This is a genomic window from Pseudoalteromonas piscicida, assembly GCF_000238315.3.
Taxonomy (GTDB): Bacteria; Pseudomonadota; Gammaproteobacteria; order Enterobacterales; family Alteromonadaceae; genus Pseudoalteromonas; species Pseudoalteromonas piscicida.
In genome coordinates this window covers 2,427,490-2,442,098 of the sequence record NZ_CP011924.1, presented here as the reverse complement: position 1 = coordinate 2,442,098, position 14,609 = coordinate 2,427,490, and the positions used below count along the sequence as shown (strand labels likewise).

18 protein-coding genes are annotated in these 14,609 nt (G+C 42.0%); 11 read left to right on the top strand and 7 right to left on the bottom strand.

Annotated features, from left to right (window positions below; translation table 11 throughout):
• The first annotated feature begins 17 nt into the window (after positions 1-17).
• From tdh to glpG, 3 genes are all read left to right on the top strand, one after another.
• Positions 18-1,043 carry an L-threonine 3-dehydrogenase gene (gene tdh / locus PPIS_RS11255; RefSeq protein ID WP_010374618.1) on the top strand — a complete coding sequence of 342 codons (1,026 nt, stop codon included), beginning with the start codon at positions 18-20 and terminating at the stop codon, positions 1,041-1,043.
• A gap of 104 nt (positions 1,044-1,147) precedes the next feature.
• Positions 1,148-1,465, top strand: a complete 318-nt coding sequence (glpE, locus tag PPIS_RS11250; protein ID WP_010374619.1) for a thiosulfate sulfurtransferase GlpE — start codon at positions 1,148-1,150, stop codon at positions 1,463-1,465.
• Positions 1,462-2,289, top strand: a complete 828-nt coding sequence (gene glpG, locus PPIS_RS11245; protein WP_010374620.1) for a rhomboid family intramembrane serine protease GlpG — start codon at positions 1,462-1,464, stop codon at positions 2,287-2,289. The genes glpE and glpG overlap by 4 nt, the downstream gene beginning before the upstream one ends.
• 53 nt (positions 2,290-2,342) lie before the next feature.
• On the opposite strand, the gene PPIS_RS11240 is transcribed toward glpG, so the two are convergent.
• The gene (locus PPIS_RS11240) at positions 2,343-2,738 is read right to left on the bottom strand and encodes a flagellar basal body-associated protein FliL (protein ID WP_010374621.1); all 396 of its coding nucleotides are present in this window, start codon (positions 2,736-2,738) and stop codon (positions 2,343-2,345) included.
• Between the two features lie 157 nt (positions 2,739-2,895).
• Here PPIS_RS11240 and PPIS_RS11235 point away from each other — a divergent pair, with 157 nt between their 5' ends.
• Together PPIS_RS11235 and ubiA are read left to right on the top strand one after the other, a co-directional pair.
• The gene (locus PPIS_RS11235) at positions 2,896-3,423 is read left to right on the top strand and encodes a chorismate--pyruvate lyase family protein (protein ID WP_248694171.1); all 528 of its coding nucleotides are present in this window, start codon (positions 2,896-2,898) and stop codon (positions 3,421-3,423) included.
• Positions 3,416-4,279, top strand: a complete 864-nt coding sequence (gene ubiA, locus PPIS_RS11230; RefSeq protein WP_010374623.1) for a 4-hydroxybenzoate octaprenyltransferase — start codon at positions 3,416-3,418, stop codon at positions 4,277-4,279. Before PPIS_RS11235 ends, ubiA begins: the two co-directional genes overlap by 8 nt.
• Before the next feature lie 56 nt (positions 4,280-4,335).
• Here ubiA and PPIS_RS11225 read toward each other — a convergent pair whose 3' ends face one another.
• The 3 genes from PPIS_RS11225 to PPIS_RS11215 form a co-directional block, all read right to left on the bottom strand.
• On the bottom strand, positions 4,336-5,238 hold the full coding sequence (locus PPIS_RS11225; protein ID WP_010374624.1) for a LysR family transcriptional regulator: 903 nt from the start codon (positions 5,236-5,238) through the stop codon (positions 4,336-4,338).
• A 108-nt stretch (positions 5,239-5,346) separates the two neighbouring features.
• A complete protein-coding gene (locus PPIS_RS11220; protein ID WP_010374625.1) occupies positions 5,347-6,870 on the bottom strand; it encodes a DUF3369 domain-containing protein in 1,524 nt (507 codons plus the stop codon).
• 58 nt (positions 6,871-6,928) lie between these two features.
• Entirely contained in the window at positions 6,929-7,327 is a 399-nt protein-coding gene (locus PPIS_RS11215) for a DUF2721 domain-containing protein (RefSeq protein ID WP_010374626.1), read from the bottom strand.
• 109 nt (positions 7,328-7,436) lie between these two features.
• On the opposite strand from PPIS_RS11215, the gene PPIS_RS11210 reads away from it, so the two are divergent.
• Genes PPIS_RS11210 through tsaD form a run of 3 tightly spaced genes read left to right on the top strand, consistent with a single transcriptional unit; the run spans position 7,437 to position 9,424 of the window.
• Entirely contained in the window at positions 7,437-7,784 is a 348-nt protein-coding gene (locus PPIS_RS11210; protein WP_010374627.1) for a putative signal transducing protein, read from the top strand.
• Positions 7,768-8,361 (top strand): YjaG family protein, encoded by a 594-nt coding sequence (locus PPIS_RS11205; RefSeq protein WP_010374628.1) that lies wholly within the window; start codon positions 7,768-7,770, stop codon positions 8,359-8,361. Before PPIS_RS11210 ends, PPIS_RS11205 begins: the two co-directional genes overlap by 17 nt.
• Positions 8,362-8,410: 49 nt before the next feature.
• Complete coding sequence (tsaD, locus tag PPIS_RS11200; protein ID WP_010374629.1) at positions 8,411-9,424, top strand: tRNA (adenosine(37)-N6)-threonylcarbamoyltransferase complex transferase subunit TsaD; 1,014 nt, start codon at positions 8,411-8,413, stop codon at positions 9,422-9,424.
• 3 nt (positions 9,425-9,427) lie between these two features.
• On the opposite strand, the gene plsY is transcribed toward tsaD, so the two are convergent.
• Positions 9,428-10,018: a glycerol-3-phosphate 1-O-acyltransferase PlsY gene (gene plsY, locus PPIS_RS11195; RefSeq protein WP_026345588.1), complete on the bottom strand. Its 591-nt coding sequence runs from the start codon at positions 10,016-10,018 to the stop codon at positions 9,428-9,430.
• Between the two features lie 124 nt (positions 10,019-10,142).
• On the opposite strand from plsY, the gene folB reads away from it, so the two are divergent.
• From folB to PPIS_RS11180, 3 genes are read left to right on the top strand one after another with little or no spacing between them, the layout of a single operon-like run.
• Positions 10,143-10,493: a dihydroneopterin aldolase gene (gene folB, locus PPIS_RS11190; protein ID WP_010374631.1), complete on the top strand. Its 351-nt coding sequence runs from the start codon at positions 10,143-10,145 to the stop codon at positions 10,491-10,493.
• A gap of 7 nt (positions 10,494-10,500) precedes the next feature.
• The gene (gene folK, locus PPIS_RS11185) at positions 10,501-10,989 is read left to right on the top strand and encodes a 2-amino-4-hydroxy-6-hydroxymethyldihydropteridine diphosphokinase (protein ID WP_010374632.1); all 489 of its coding nucleotides are present in this window, start codon (positions 10,501-10,503) and stop codon (positions 10,987-10,989) included.
• A complete protein-coding gene (locus tag PPIS_RS11180; protein ID WP_010374633.1) occupies positions 10,986-11,786 on the top strand; it encodes an undecaprenyl-diphosphate phosphatase in 801 nt (266 codons plus the stop codon). Before folK ends, PPIS_RS11180 begins: the two co-directional genes overlap by 4 nt.
• A 333-nt stretch (positions 11,787-12,119) precedes the next feature.
• Here PPIS_RS11180 and PPIS_RS11175 read toward each other — a convergent pair whose 3' ends face one another.
• Positions 12,120-13,076, bottom strand: coding sequence for a methylenetetrahydrofolate reductase (locus tag PPIS_RS11175; RefSeq protein ID WP_010374634.1), 957 nt, complete (start codon positions 13,074-13,076; stop codon positions 12,120-12,122).
• Between the two features lie 334 nt (positions 13,077-13,410).
• Complete coding sequence (locus PPIS_RS11170) at positions 13,411-14,367, bottom strand: methylenetetrahydrofolate reductase (RefSeq protein WP_010374634.1); 957 nt, start codon at positions 14,365-14,367, stop codon at positions 13,411-13,413.
• Positions 14,368-14,609 lie beyond the last annotated feature (242 nt).

Below are 14,609 nucleotides of genomic sequence, written 5' to 3'. Positions count from 1 at the left end.
GCTAACGAGCGAATACTATGAAAGCATTATCCAAGTTGAAAGCTGAAGAAGGAATTTGGATGGCGGATGTGCCAAAACCGGAAGTAGGGCACAACGATCTATTGATCAAAATCCGTAAAACAGCAATTTGTGGTACCGACGTACACATCTACAAATGGGATGAGTGGGCACAAAACACGATCCCAACTCCAATGGTTGTGGGACACGAATACGTAGGTGAAGTGGTCGATATGGGCCAAGAGGTGCGTGGTTTTAGCATTGGCGACCGAGTATCTGGTGAAGGTCATATCACCTGTGGTCACTGTCGTAATTGTCGTGCTGGTCGTGTTCACCTATGCCGCAACACTATTGGGGTAGGCGTTAATCGCGAAGGTTCATTTGCAGAATACCTAGTTATTCCTGCTTATAATGCGTTTAAGATCCCTGACAACATTTCTGACGAACTCGCTTCTATCTTCGACCCATTCGGTAATGCAGTGCACACCGCATTGTCGTTCGACTTAGTTGGTGAAGACGTACTCATTACTGGTGCGGGCCCAATCGGTATTATGGCTGCGGCAGTGGCGAAACACGTTGGTGCGCGTCATGTGGTGATCACAGACGTAAATGAATATCGCCTTGAACTTGCCACTAAAATGGGTGCTACGCGAGCAGTAAATGTTGCCAGTGAAAGCCTAGAAACGGTTATGAAAGATCTTGGTATGACAGAAGGCTTCGATGTTGGACTTGAAATGTCAGGTGTTCCTTCTGCATTTAAAGGCATGTTAAACAGCATGAACCATGGTGGTAAGATTGCAATGCTGGGCATTCCTCCTTCTGACATGGCGGTGGATTGGAACCAAGTGATCTTCAAAGGTTTAGTGATCAAGGGTATTTACGGCCGTGAAATGTTTGAAACTTGGTACAAAATGGCAAGTTTGATCCAGTCAGGCTTAAACCTTGATCCAATCATTACACATCAGTTCCATGTTGATGACTTCCAGACTGGCTTTGATACGATGATTTCAGGGCAATCAGGTAAAGTTATTCTGAATTGGGATTAATGCTCAACTTTGCTTAGTGCATGAATGAGTAGTTATAATAGAAAGACGGCTAGGTCGATAAGGCTTAAGCCGTCTTTTATTTTTTAGTTTTAAATGGGTAACACATGTCTTTTAAACATATTTCAGTAGCAGACACACAAGCGCTTTTAGGCAATGATGATGTTGTGGTAGCAGATATTCGCGATGAAAATACTTTTGCACAAGGGCATATTCCAGGCGCTGAACATTTATCTAATGCTAATCTTGCTCATTTCATGCAGGAGAAAGAGTTTGACCAACCAATCGTGGTTGTGTGTTATCACGGGATCTCCTCACAAGGCGCAGCTAACTACCTAGTTGAGCAAGGCTTTGAAGATGTTTACAGTATGGATGGCGGTTTTACGCAGTGGGCAAGTGAATTGCCAAACGAGATTGAAAAGTGAAGTTAATAGCCCATTATCACAATGCACGACTAGCTCAAGGTGCGGTCGATTATTTTAAGACGCAAGGGATTTATTGTGTTTTGCAAAGTCACGATGGGCAACAAGTTGAAGTTTGGCTAGAGCGTGGTGATGAAGCGCTTGCTATGCGTCTTTGGCAAACGTTTTTGGAGCAACCTGAGGCCGACTTATATCAAGCGGCTTCTTGGCAAACCGGAAGTACACAGGGGTTATTTAGCTATCAAGGCCAAAACTTAAACTTGGTGCGGCGCTTTGCGGGATTAAACTGGTTATTGCAGGGCGTTTTTGGTGTCAGTATTATTATTTTTGTCGCCATGCTGTTTGGTGACGCTAATGGCATCTTTTCTGCACTACGTTTTTCCCTAGATAAACCTTGGACTTGGATAGCACCTACACTCATACATTTTAGCGCCATACATTTGATTTTTAATTTAAGCTGGTGGTTACACCTTGGCGCACAAATTTCAGAGAAACTCGGGCTCTGGGCATTAGTTTGCATCTACTTTGTAACCGGCTTAACTAGTAACTTTATGCAGTTCCTATTCGTTGACGCTAATTTTGGTGGACTAAGTGGCGTGGTCTACGGACTACTAGGTTTCTGCTGGGTTATTGGTCATCGAAATCCCGCCGGAGCCGCTTTGGTCTCTAAACCTGTTATTGGCTTTATGCTGCTTTGGATGCTGTTTGGATTTACGGATATGTTTTTTATTAACATGGCTAACTGGGCGCATTTGTTTGGATTGCTATCAGGTATGTTGGTTGCGGTATTTTGGCCTATCAACAGGCAACTCAAAGAGAGTAGCTAGTTACGTCGAACTCGGGATCTAGTGCTTCCGAGTTCGTGTATGAGTTGATTCGGTTAGTGATATAAATATTTGGTAAAAAGCACATCACGAACAATTTCCTGCCCAGTTTCTTCTTTTAGCAGTGTCTTTAGCTTTTCAGCACAGCGTTTTCTGATTTCTTCTCTGCCAGTTAATGATTTAATGGTTTCTTCGTTTTCTTTACTCAGGATCTGTACGATAGCATCTCTTAGTAAAGGAGTATGGTGTTCAACCACGGCAATATTCGCAACGTCATTTAACATTAGGTCAACGGTAACACGGACATAACCGAGCTTTTTGTTGGACTGGCCTATGTAGTTTGTGATGATATCTGGCTCAAACCCGAAATACCCAATAGTTGAGTCCGCTTTTACAGGGAAAGCCGTGGTTAATGCAATGCATAATGTGAGTACAACAGCCAACAGTCTCATGTTTAATTAGGTATCCTAATACAAATTACTTTTTACTTAGTTTATACATAATTGCGTTGATTTTACAGGTAGCTTCAATACAAACATAAACTTTTTAGAAAGCCGCTGCTCTGCTATTATGACCGCGGATTTTTAAAACGGAAATAGAACGTTGCCTTTGCAATTACCCTTAGAGCTCCCTTGGCTGAAGAACACACAGTTGGTGGATGTTGAGCCAGCACTTTCTCCTTATTTACTAGAGGCTCAATCTCTAACCGCAAAATTGAAAGAAACTTGTGAAAGGTTTTCTGTGACTGTGCTTGCTAATGAGTTCAGGAGCGCTCCTGAAGCGTTACGTACGGATCTTTCTGAACAGGTTTGGTGCCGAGAAGTAACGTTAAATTGTAACGGTAAAGCAGCTGTATTTGGACAAAGTTGGCTCAATGAGGACGCATGTACTGTCGGAATGGATGCAATTGGTGAGACACCTTTGGGTGAGTTACTGTTTACTGATTCAAATTGGCAGCGCGGAACCCTTGAGTTTCTTCGTTTATCTACTGCCGACTATCCGGCGCTGATTGAACTTATTGCACCCACAACTGGCGTCGCCCCAGAGCGTTTATTTGCTAGAAGAAGCTGGTTTAAAAACGGCAAAGCAAAGATTTTAGTTTGTGAAGTCTTTATATCGGAAAGCTTTTATGATTGACCACCAGAAATGGCAGGCTTACAGCCAACTTATGCGATTAGATAAGCCAATCGGGACTTTACTATTATTGTGGCCAACGCTTTGGTCACTGTGGATTGCAGCTGAAGGTGTTCCAAGTATTTGGCTTATTGTTATCTTTGCTCTGGGTGTATTTATAATGCGCAGTGCCGGCTGTGTTATCAATGATTTTGCTGATCGCAAGGTTGATGGAGCTGTAAAGCGTACCGCGACAAGACCGCTTGCAAGAGGCGCTGTAACGAGTAAAGAGGCACTAGGCCTATTTGCTATTTTGGTCGCGGTGGCTTTTATTTTGGTACTTTTTTTAAACTGGCAAACCATTGTATTATCCTTTGGAGCACTAGCGTTAGCCTCTGTTTATCCTTTCATGAAACGTTATACAAACTTACCTCAACTCGTACTTGGGGCTGCCTTTAGCTGGGCAATACCGATGGCTTTTATGGCAGTAAATCAAAATGTGCCAGTGCTTGCTTGGGTATTGTTTGTTGCGAATTTAATATGGACGGTTGCTTATGACACTATGTACGCCATGGTAGATAGGGATGATGATTTGAAGATAGGGGTAAAGTCTACTGCGATTTTATTCGGCAAATGGGACCTCCATATTATTGCACTGCTCAACATCACATTTATCGCGATGATGGCGGCAGTTGGTGTAACGTTTGACTTGAATCTCGCTTTTTGGTGCGGCTTACTAGCAGCCTCTGTGCTGCTGATTAGGCAACAATATGCCATACGCTACAGAGATAGAGACAGATGTTTTTGGGCTTTTTTAAACAATAACTATGTGGGCTTGGCGATTTTTGTCGGGGTCGTGCTGGGCTTTTTACCGCTCTAAAGCGAGTAATTAAAAACGGGCAAGTAATACAGATTATTTGCCCGTCTGTTTAGCAACTAATAAGTTACTGTATGCTTGCTAGACGAAGATGCTGCATCCTCAATTAGCTCAAGCAGGTGATTTATATGTGCATTTGAGCCAACTTGGTGATTGGTTTGTACAATCAATTGTTCTCTATCCAAAGCCTTATTGGTTTTTAAGAAAACTAAGTTAGGATCTTGTGCGATAGTTTTTGAATGTTCGATACTCGCAATTGCAAAGCTATTACTATTCTTCAAACCATCAATTACTTGTTCAATATTGCCAATTTTAACGCTCGTTGATTTGTTTAACGAATCAACGGCTTCATTAAGCATACTTTGTACTTGCTTCGACTGTGAGAAACAGCCATACATAGGGTATTGCGTTAATTCGGCTTTTCTGATGCTGTCTTGATTTGCTAGAGGATGATTTCTCGAAACAAATAAAACTAACTGATCAGGCAGGTGAATATCACTCACTATGCTATTTGCACTTTGTAAATACACGCTGATATCAATCTCACCAAGTTGTAGCTTACGAGTAAGCTCCAACTCATCTTGCAACTGCATTTCGATCTTCACATTAAGGTACTGAGCTAAAAACTGACCGCAAGAAACTGGCACTATGCTGCTAGCTTGAGTCGTATAACCAATAATTAACTTTTGGTTATCACGGCCAAACAAACTTTGCTTAATGGTTTTCTTGGTTAGATCGAGTTCTGATAAGGTTGTTTTGCAATACTTTAAGAACAGCTCACCTTGTTCAGTCAGTTTTACTGAACGTGTTGAGCGTTTAACGAGTTCACAACCTATTTCATCTTCAAGGGTTTGGATGCTTCGAGTAAGCGCTGAAGTACTGATCTGGGTTTGTTCTGCGGCTTGTCTAAAATGTCTTAGATTACCTAATGCTACGAACTGCTCGAGTTGTTCAAATCTCATGTGAAATTCCTTTTAATTTCAACTAAAACACATTTATTACGTCTTTTCCCAATAATAATACACCAATCGGGAAAAAGAAAGTGAAGTTTTTACATTCTGATTACAAAGTTAGTCAGGATACCTGTCACGTATCTCAATAAATTGTTCCAGATTTTTTAGAAAAAGGTCAACCAATTTGGGTTCAAATTGTTTACCACTTTGAGTATTTAGCAAATCTATTACTTTATCTAGTGGCCAAGCGGGCTTATAACATCGCTCACTTCCTAGTGCATCAAAGACATCTGCCAGAGCAGTGATCCTGCCGACAATGTTAATTTGCTCTCCCTTTAAACCCCTAGGATAGCCTGAACCATCCCACTTTTCGTGATGTTGATGTGCGATTAATGCGCCACACTGCAAAATCTCATTTGTTGAATTTTTTAAGATTTCAAACCCTTGCTGCGCATGCGTCTGCATAATTATCCATTCTTCATCAGTGAGTTTTCCGGGTTTATTTAGGATTTGATCTGGAATACTGATTTTGCCAATGTCATGGAGCGGAGAGGCGAGTTTGATGATTTCTGCTTGGTAGTGAGAGAGTCCGTAAAGCTGAGCTAAAAGCATACTATAATGTGCCACGCGTTTTACGTGTGAGCCGGTTTCTTTCGAGCGTTTTTCGACGGCTTCACCCAAAATATAAGAAAGCTCTTTTTGAGAATCTTTGACGGTTTCACGCAACTTCAAGTTGTCGTAGGCTAGTGCAATATTGTTTGCAAAAAATTCAAGTAGCTGGAAGTCCATGCTATGAAGTTCGCTGTCCTTACTCACATAAATCATCGTTTCACTCCCTTCTCGCGAAGGGAAGTAGTCAATATATTCGTTACGGGTCTTTATCGATGCTTTTTTATTATGTGTTTCTATAAACAGATTTTGTACATTCTCGGGCAAGGTAACAATACTAGGTTCTACGCCTGCCCCTGAGGCTGCAAGTAGTTTAAATTTTGTCGGTTCGTTGGCTTGGTGGTTTACCGCAGCTGCACAATATATTTCCGAATCAGATAATCCCATTACTGCGGATACATGGGATAATATGGTTGATGCAAAATCCTGAATATTGCTACACTTCAAAAAGTTAGAGGATGCATCAATAATGCGTTCAAGTCCCATTTTGTACTTTTCGATGGTTTGAATATCCCGGTGAGCCCGTAAAGCAGAATAGAGTAGTGTTTTTAGCTTGACGGCAGTGAGCTCGGTTTTGTTCTTATAGTCATTAATATCGTAATCGCGAATGACCGATTCTTCCGGGGCTTCTCCTGGTTGACCTGTTCGCAATACAAGGCGAATATCAAAGTTTGCTAAGTCATCGCGGATATATCGTACTAAATCAAGCCCTGCATGATTACTTTCCATTACGACATCAATGAGGCCTACAGAGATATTCTGCTCCGTGTCCAAGATGGCTTTTGCTTCTTGTGCAGAGTAGGCGTGATGAAATCTCAGTGCTTTATTCTCAAATTTAAAGCCAGACAACACCAGTTTAGTCACTTGGTGAATGTCTTCTTCATCATCTACAACCAGAATATCCCAGTAGGTTTCGGCCATTTTATTTGTAGGGCTTTCTAGCACTTCATCTGAGAACAAAAATCCGCTCACAGATTGCTCCTCTTTTTATGCTGACTCAACATTAGTATAGTCGGCAGTAACAAGGCCGCTAATCTTGTTGAGGTTTTTTCTCGATATTTTGCAATTCTAGTTCGATTGCATCGCAAGAAATGTGGATTTCATAAAGAGAAAGTAGCAATGACAAGGTTAGGCTACACAGACTCGCACCAAACAATGTGACGCCAAGTAAGGATATTTCAAGAAACAGGGCAAACATTGAAGACGTGCAGAGTAAAAATGCGATTACACCCCATACTTGCATCCGTCTGATCAGTCTAATTCGTTTTCTTAAGTTTTCTATTTGTGCTTTAACCAAAGATCTTATGGTGTCGCCTTCTCGGGCGTTTAATTCACGGATCAATTGTGCGAGTACCAAAAAGCGATTGGTGTAAGCGAGTAGCAATAAAGAAATTGCTGGGAATAATAGGCCCGGTGTTGTTAGAGTCATAGTCGTATTTTAATGGAATAGCTTGATGTTTAAGTGTGATGATAATGAATGATTTTATCAAGAAACAAATGAGCACAATGAGTGCTAATTCAATAGTGAAGATAATGCAATGAGTGAACAGCCTTTTCATTGGGTGCAATTGTGCGCTATCAGTGGCTTTGTTGAAGCACATTTACTCAAAGGTCAACTAGAACAAGCGAATATTCAGGTTCGCTTACAAGGTGAGCATTTGTCAGGGGCTATTGGTGAAATTCCAGCAGAGCAAGCTGCCATTAAGCTCTTTGTTTATGCAATAAAGTTACCCGAGGCTCAGGAAATATTGGTAAACTATAACAAATCACGTCATCGCAGTGCCGCCGAGCTGTCGGATTGGCTATGTAACCACTGTGCAGAATTAAATGGACCAGCGTTTGAATATTGCTGGCAATGTGGAAATAAGCATGAGCAAAGCAAATAACTTTCAAAGAATTAGAGAGTTAAATTATCTTCAAAAGGCAGTCTTAGGCGCTGCTATTATAGAACGTATGTTGCCAAATTATTCACTATTTAGTGAGGCAACGGGTTTTGGCGACGAGCAAGTACTCAGAAATGCGCTGAATTTAATCTGGGAGAAAATATTACTGCCAAAGAGCAAAATTAGCTTAGAAAAGCTGGTTGAAAAGGTAGAACCAAATGTACCTGAGCTCAGTGAGTTTGATATGTTTGGTACCTATCCCGCAATCGACGTAGCGACAGCGTTGTTAGGCATGTTGCAAGGTCTGATGACAAAAGATGAACATGAGTTTGTAAGCGTTGCCAAAATTTCTCAGGCAACGGTAGCTAAATACATCGAGTTTATGTTGATGGCGGAAGATATATCTCCAACGAATGAGCTAGTGCGTGAGCACCCGCAGATGCAGTATGAAATTGAAATCCTCGCTGAGCTTATCGAACATGTGGAAAATATGGGGCGTATTAGCAGCGAATCAGTGAAGTCGCTGAAGGCCTTGGCACTGGCTGACGGCCAAACAAATATTGGTTTGGAACTTGAGTAGCTGATTTCGTATAATCAGCGGCTGCAGTAAAGAGTTTGGAGAAAGTAACTTGCGTATTTTGGGTATAGAATCCTCATGTGATGAGACGGGTATTGCTATTTATGATGATGAGCAAGGGCTGTTGGCACATCAATTATATTCTCAGGTAAAAGTACACGCCGATTATGGTGGGGTAGTGCCTGAACTTGCTTCTCGTGATCATGTACGCAAAACAATTCCTCTGATAGAAGGTGCTTTCGCCCAAGCGGGTTGCGGTCCTGAAGACCTTGATGGCATTGCTTATACCGCAGGGCCGGGTTTGGTCGGTGCTTTGTTGGTTGGCACCTCAATAGGTCGCTCGTTAGCGTTTGGTTGGGGGATCCCAGCTGTTGCCGTACATCATATGGAAGGCCATTTGCTTGCCCCTATGCTTGAAGACGATAAACCAGATTTCCCATTCGTCGCGCTGTTAGTATCTGGTGGCCATACTATGATGGTCAAAGTCTCAGGTATCGGTGAATATGAAGTACTTGGTGAGTCAGTGGATGATGCCGCTGGTGAAGCATTTGATAAAACTGCCAAGCTACTCGGTCTTGATTATCCTGGCGGCCCAATGCTTGCGAAAATGGCGACACAGGGTCAAGCAGGGCGATTTACTTTTCCAAAACCGATGACAGACAGACCTGGTCTGGATTTTAGTTTCAGTGGATTGAAAACCGCAGCGGCAAACACGATCCGTAATGAAGGCGATGATGAGCAAACGAAAGCAGATATTGCTCATGCCTTTCAAACAGCAGTCGTAGAAACGCTAGCGATTAAGTGTAAGCGAGCACTAAAAGAAACCGGCATTAAAAGCCTTGTGATTGCAGGTGGCGTCAGCGCCAATACTGAACTTAGGCAAAAGCTTGAGCGCATGATGCTTGGTATGAAAGGGCGGGTTTATTACCCGCGCACTGAGTTTTGTACAGACAATGGGGCGATGATAGCTTATGCAGGAATGCAGCGCCTAAAAGCAGGTCAGCATGCGCCACTTGATATGAAGACTAAACCGCGTTGGCCGCTGGATAGTCTAGAAAAAGTCTAGACCCTAGTCTTTAGACTTTTTCCCCACCTTGGGCTCTTTACCACTCAAGAGCCTTTTAATATTTGCCCTATGACGAATAATAATCACCACAGTTAAAAAGCTAACCGGCATCGTATAAAGCGGTTTTATCCACCATGTGTAAAGTGGAGCAGCTGCGACTGCGACAATCGCTGCGAGCGAAGAGTAGCGTGTTATCGCTAGCACCACGAGCCACGTACTAATCAATAGCCCACCCAATGACAAGCCGATAGGTAATAGCGCACCAAATGCCGTTGCTACTGCTTTACCACCGTTAAAGTGGAAGAATATAGGATAAATGTGACCTAGGCATGCGCTTACGGCTATTGCACCTAACCATACAGGCTCTATTTTCAGAAAGTAGGCTCCCCACACCGGGATGGTTCCCTTTAGAATATCGAAGACGAGCACCAGCGCAGCTGGGATCTTTCCTCCCAATCTTAATACATTGGTTGCGCCTGGATTATTAGAACCATTAAAGCGTGGATCTGGCAGGTTGAATAACCGACACACCAGAATCGCTGAGGAAATCGATCCCAATAAATAAGCACATACGCACATTAAACTGATTAACACTGTCTTCCTTATTTTTTATTGCGTTGTTTTGGGCTATGATCGGCGGTCTTAAGTCCTGCACAGATCGCGAATTGCGATTAGAAAATGCGGGTGAATTACAGCGATAAACATGTTTGGAGTTTACATGGATAAAGTCTATATCTCACAGCTACACGTCGAAGCCATAATAGGAGTGTACGACTTTGAAAAAGAAAGTAAACAAAGCCTTTACTTTGATGTTGAGATGTTGACCGATATTAGCGCTGCCGCTCGTCATGACGATATTAATTTGGCGGTTGATTATGCCAAAGTGAGTGAGTGTATTATTGCGCATACCCAAGCAAAACCAGTTGAGCTATTAGAAACCTTAGTTGAACAGCTTGCTACAATGATCCTAAATGAATTTAATGTACAACAAGTGCTTATAAAAGTGAGTAAACCTGCTGCCGTGCCACAAGCACAAACGGTTGGTGTAGAAATTGTGCGTAAGAAGTAGAATTATCATGGCACAAATTTTTATCAGTCTCGGCTCAAACATAGAAAAAGAAAAAAATTTGCTGAGTGGCTTGAGGGTATTGATAGAACACTTTCCGGATTTTCAACATTCGAGTGTTTTTGAGAGTGAAGCCGTCGGGTTTGCAGGAAATAACTTCTATAACTCGGTCTTTGCAGCACAAACACAGCTGTCTTTAGACGAAGTGTATAAACTGCTCAAATCGATAGAATACGATCATGGTCGTCGCTGTAGTGAAAAGAAGTTTAGTCCACGTACATTAGATCTCGATATTCTCTTTTATGACCACCTTATTTGTTCATCACCCGCTCAGTTGCCTCGGGATGAAATAACCAAAAATGCCTTCGTGCTTCAGCCATTAGCTGAACTAGCTCCTGATTTTATCCATCCTGTTGAGGGTAAAACCATTGCTCAGTTATGGCAGGAGTATCACAACCCAACTCAAAAATTATGGAAAGTGGAGTTTCCCAAGCAATGAGCTTTATTGAGATTGTCGTCCTTGCAATTATTCAAGGTCTCACTGAATTTTTACCTATTTCGAGTTCTGCCCACTTACTGCTACCTTCTCAGGTACTAGGTTGGCAAGATCAGGGTCTTGCCTTTGATGTTGCTGTTCATGTTGGTACTTTGCTGGCTGTCGTTATTTATTTTCGACAAGACATTGTCAGCCTACTGGCAGGATGGTTCAAGTCATTCTCAGGTACGCACTCAAAAGAAAGCCGGCTGACTTGGTGTATTGTGGTTGCCACTATACCATTCGTGATTTTAGCTCCACTACTTAAAGATATCGTAGAAGTTTATTTACGTAGCGCTTGGGTGATTGCAACATCGACGATAGTATTTGGTTTACTGCTTTGGTATGCCGACGTGAAAGCGAAACAAATCAAGGACGAATTTGCCTTAAACTGGAAAAGCGCATTGATACTGGGGCTTGCGCAAATTACAGCTGTCATTCCCGGCACATCGCGTTCAGGCATTACCATCACCGCAGGTTTATTACTCGGGCTTGATAAGAAAAGTGCGGCGCGCTTTTCGTTTTTAATGTCTATTCCAGTTATTTCGATGATGGGACTGTATTACAGTTTAGAGCTTGCTACCGGCGATGAAGTGGTTGATTGGAATGCGTTATTAAGTGGTGCGGTACTGTCGTTTATCTCAGCTTATGCCTGTATCTTCTTTTTCCTGAAAATCATAGAGCGCATGGGCATGATGCCATTTGTCATTTACCGCTTGTTACTTGGGGTGGGATTAATCGCTTTCTTGAGCCTAAGTTAATCTGAGCTTTGGATAATTCAGCAAGGTTAACAGAAAAGCCAGCTTGATGAAGCTGGCTATAGGGCCTGTTGGCCTTCGCTGTTTGATTTTTGTTCTTCTGAGTGTGTTTTGGTCGCGACGCTCGACTTGCCGCCTAGTAATCTAGGCAAAAGTTGAGCAACAATGAACAAAGCGCACTCAGGTGAACCCAAAGGGCAGCGCTTGATTGGCATTTCTACTATGTTATCGCCAGACTTACATAGAATGACTATGCTACGCAGGCTCTGCCTTGTATAAATACCAATCAAACTGCTGCAAAAACAAACTTGGAAGATCAACAGGCCCTAGACTGCATTAAGCAATTTGCTTTTCCGCAAGGCATAATTCCATGGTCGCCTTCAACAGCCTGTAAAGGTTTATCGACGCATCAATTTCTTCTTTGCGGTTTGTTAAGCTCTCAATATTTAAGCCAAGAGAAATATCTAGATGTGAGCAGCTTTTTAAGATTTGATCCAGATTTTCTCTACAAATACGAATTGACTCACTTAGTGTATTGTCTGCATCTAACATGCGCCATTTGGTTGCTTCTGGTACTGAAATCCCCAGCCATTCCATAAACTGCAAGGTTTTTTCCCCACCACATGGAGTAAAGGTAAGAATAATGCGTTTTGGTGTTTGCCCTTGCTGTTTACAGGTGCGAGCATAGCTCGTGATAAGATCTATGGTTGCTTGAGCATCATACACTGCTTGGGAAACAAAGAATTGGCAGCCTTGCTCTGTTTTATCTATCAGCCTTTCGTGTTCATTACGCTTACTGGCATGGCGCTCTGCAATCGTTACACCACCTAAGAAAAAGTCATCTTGATGATGCTTCAATACTTTATAGGCTTCGGAAAGCGGTAATTTAATATCGCCTTGTGAAGACGGGCTGCCCACTAATACTAGATTGTTTAACCCATATTGCTGTTTGGTGCTGCTTAACCAATCGCCAAAAGCTTCACTATCGCGCTGTGCCACACTTTTATACGTAATTACATCAAGGTGTGACAATTCGCGGATCAACTGGCTATATTCACACGGATCAACGGTGTGCTTAAAAGGAAATGGGCGTGGTACTTGAGTACGGCTGCTTTCATCTTGAATGTCATAGATGATCACGCCGTCGTATTCAATCTCATGTAAACGGCCTAAAAGTTTAGCGGCAATTGATTTTAGCTGCTCTGGGTCGGTGCCAATCTTAGGTGGTGTGGTACCAATTAAATATACCCCTTGGTTAGGGTCAATGATTTTCTCTTGAAGCGTTAAAGCCATAATCCTCATTCCACAAAAGCATTTCTGTATCTCTTTACTAATATAGCAGCCATTTAGACGTCTAGATAGATTTTTTTAATGAAAGAATTTCAATAATTATGAATTAATCTCAAGTGCTCAAATCAAAATTTCATATTTGTTTACACATTAGGGTGGAGCAACAATGAACAAAGCGCACTCAGGTGAACCCAAAGGGCAGCGCTTGATTGGCATTTCTACTATGTTATCGCCAGACTTACATAGAATGACTATGCTACGCAGGCTCTGCCTTGTATAAATACCAATCAAACTGCTGCAAAAACAAACTTGGAAGATCAACAGGCCCTAGACTGCATTAAGCAATTTGCTTTTCCGCAAGGCATAATTCCATGGTCGCCTTCAACAGCCTGTAAAGGTTTATCGACGCATCAATTTCTTCTTTGCGGTTTGTTAAGCTCTCAATATTTAAGCCAAGAGAAATATCTAGATGTGAGCAGCTTTTTAAGATTTGATCCAGATTTTCTCTACAAATACGAATTGACTCACTTAGTGTATTGTCTGCATCTAACATGCGCCATTTGGTTGCTTCTGGTACTGAAATCCCCAGCCATTCCATAAACTGCAAGGTTTTTTCCCCACCACATGGAGTAAAGGTAAGAATAATGCGTTTTGGTGTTTGCCCTTGCTGTTTACAGGTGCGAGCATAGCTCGTGATAAGATCTATGGTTGCTTGAGCATCATACACTGCTTGGGAAACAAAGAATTGGCAGCCTTGCTCTGTTTTATCTATCAGCCTTTCGTGTTCATTACGCTTACTGGCATGGCGCTCTGCAATCGTTACACCACCTAAGAAAAAGTCATCTTGATGATGCTTCAATACTTTATAGGCTTCGGAAAGCGGTAATTTAATATCGCCTTGTGAAGACGGGCTGCCCACTAATACTAGATTGTTTAACCCATATTGCTGTTTGGTGCTGCTTAACCAATCGCCAAAAGCTTCACTATCGCGCTGTGCCACACTTTTATACGTAATTACATCAAGGTGTGACAATTCGCGGATCAACTGGCTATATTCACACGGATCAACGGTGTGCTTAAAAGGAAATGGGCGTGGTACTTGAGTACGGCTGCTTTCATCTTGAATGTCATAGATGATCACGCCGTCGTATTCAATCTCATGTAAACGGCCTAAAAGTTTAGCGGCAATTGATTTTAGCTGCTCTGGGTCGGTGCCAATCTTAGGTGGTGTGGTACCAATTAAATATACCCCTTGGTTAGGGTCAATGATTTTCTCTTGAAGCGTTAAAGCCATAATCCTCATTCCACAAAAGCATTTCTGTATCTCTTTACTAATATAGCAGCCATTTAGACGTCTAGATAGATTTTTTTAATGAAAGAATTTCAATAATTATGAATTAATCTCAAGTGCTCAAATCAAAATTTCATATTTGTTTACACATTAGGGTGGTAAATCACCTTGGAAATTAGCGAATTAGTATGACTTTGGGGCATAATCAGGAGGTTTGCTAACGTAAGTGAACACGACTTACTTAG

Coding starts and splice junctions, on each gene's coding strand:
- tdh (WP_010374618.1), top strand. CDS start 18: ATGAAAGCATTATCCAAGTTGAAAGCTGAAGAAGGAATTTGGATGGCG.
- glpE (WP_010374619.1), top strand. CDS start 1,148: ATGTCTTTTAAACATATTTCAGTAGCAGACACACAAGCGCTTTTAGGC.
- PPIS_RS11240 (WP_010374621.1), bottom strand. CDS start 2,738: ATGAGACTGTTGGCTGTTGTACTCACATTATGCATTGCATTAACCACG.
- ubiA (WP_010374623.1), top strand. CDS start 3,416: ATGATTGACCACCAGAAATGGCAGGCTTACAGCCAACTTATGCGATTA.
- PPIS_RS11225 (WP_010374624.1), bottom strand. CDS start 5,238: ATGAGATTTGAACAACTCGAGCAGTTCGTAGCATTAGGTAATCTAAGA.
- PPIS_RS11215 (WP_010374626.1), bottom strand. CDS start 7,327: ATGACTCTAACAACACCGGGCCTATTATTCCCAGCAATTTCTTTATTG.
- PPIS_RS11210 (WP_010374627.1), top strand. CDS start 7,437: ATGAGTGAACAGCCTTTTCATTGGGTGCAATTGTGCGCTATCAGTGGC.
- PPIS_RS11205 (WP_010374628.1), top strand. CDS start 7,768: ATGAGCAAAGCAAATAACTTTCAAAGAATTAGAGAGTTAAATTATCTT.
- folB (WP_010374631.1), top strand. CDS start 10,143: ATGGATAAAGTCTATATCTCACAGCTACACGTCGAAGCCATAATAGGA.
- folK (WP_010374632.1), top strand. CDS start 10,501: ATGGCACAAATTTTTATCAGTCTCGGCTCAAACATAGAAAAAGAAAAA.
- PPIS_RS11180 (WP_010374633.1), top strand. CDS start 10,986: ATGAGCTTTATTGAGATTGTCGTCCTTGCAATTATTCAAGGTCTCACT.
- PPIS_RS11175 (WP_010374634.1), bottom strand. CDS start 13,076: ATGGCTTTAACGCTTCAAGAGAAAATCATTGACCCTAACCAAGGGGTA.
- PPIS_RS11170 (WP_010374634.1), bottom strand. CDS start 14,367: ATGGCTTTAACGCTTCAAGAGAAAATCATTGACCCTAACCAAGGGGTA.